Annotated in this window: 2 protein-coding genes; one reads left to right on the top strand and one right to left on the bottom strand. The window is 38.1% G+C overall.

All coding sequences use genetic code 11. The features are described from left to right. Window positions 1-746: aldose 1-epimerase family protein (locus AC1DG9_RS27410; protein ID WP_477635741.1), on the top strand; the 746-nt coding region annotated here is incomplete at its 5' end. Here AC1DG9_RS27410 and AC1DG9_RS27405 read toward each other — a convergent pair. Continuing rightward, the coding region (locus tag AC1DG9_RS27405) for an ATP-binding protein (RefSeq protein ID WP_477635742.1) at window positions 743-887 on the bottom strand (145 nt) is incomplete at its 5' end. The two genes, AC1DG9_RS27410 and AC1DG9_RS27405, sit on opposite strands and share 4 nt — an antisense overlap.

Here is an 887-nt window from a genome sequence, read left to right as displayed (position 1 = left end):
GGGGTAAGTTTAGTCCTATACTTTTTCCAATAGTAGGCGCCATTAAAAATAACACTTACCTATTTGAGGGTAAAGAATATACACTACCACGACATGGTTTTGCAAGAGACAATCAATTTGAAGCTGAACAGATCAGTAACACAGAAGTTGTATTTACGCTTATCCAAAACGAAGAAACTCTAAAGGTTTATCCCTTCGATTTTAAACTAAAGCTGCACTATAAAATTACTGATGCAAGTTTATCCTGCACTTATATTGTTTTAAATCCAGGGAATAAAGAACTTCTTTTTTCAGTTGGCGGACATCCGGCCTTTGCCATACCAACCAATGAGCATATAAGCTACGATGATTATTTTTTAGAATTCAATAAGGACGAAAATCTTGTTTATTACAAAATCAATAGTGATCTGATTGATGAAGAAACCGAAATAATACATCTGCAGGATCACTCCTTACCCCTTACTCATCAGCTTTTTTATAAGGATGCGCTGGTATTTAAAACACTTAAAAGTGACTGTATATCAATTAAGAACCATAAAGACTCACATGGTTTACATTTTACCTTTAAGGATTTTCCGTTTTTTGGGATCTGGGCGGCTAAAGATGCAGATTTTGTGTGCCTGGAGCCGTGGTGTGGTATTGCCGATGGAATAAACCACAATCAGAACCTTAAAGATAAAGAAGGAATTATAGCACTGCCTCCAAAAGGGAACTGGGAACGCAGCTGGTCTATTGTGTGTTTTTAATCCTGTAAGGGCAATTCAACTATAAATGTAGAGCCTTTATCATGGCCATCACTTTCGGCCCAGATGCTGCCTCCGTGCGCCTCAACCAATACTCTTACTATAGAAAGGCCTAAACCAGTTGAGTTTTCGCCACCCGTAGGT

The organism is Pedobacter sp. 05L430 (assembly GCF_056397585.1).
The sequence above is the reverse complement of the archived record's forward strand: the minus strand, read 5'-3'. Positions and strand labels throughout refer to the sequence as shown.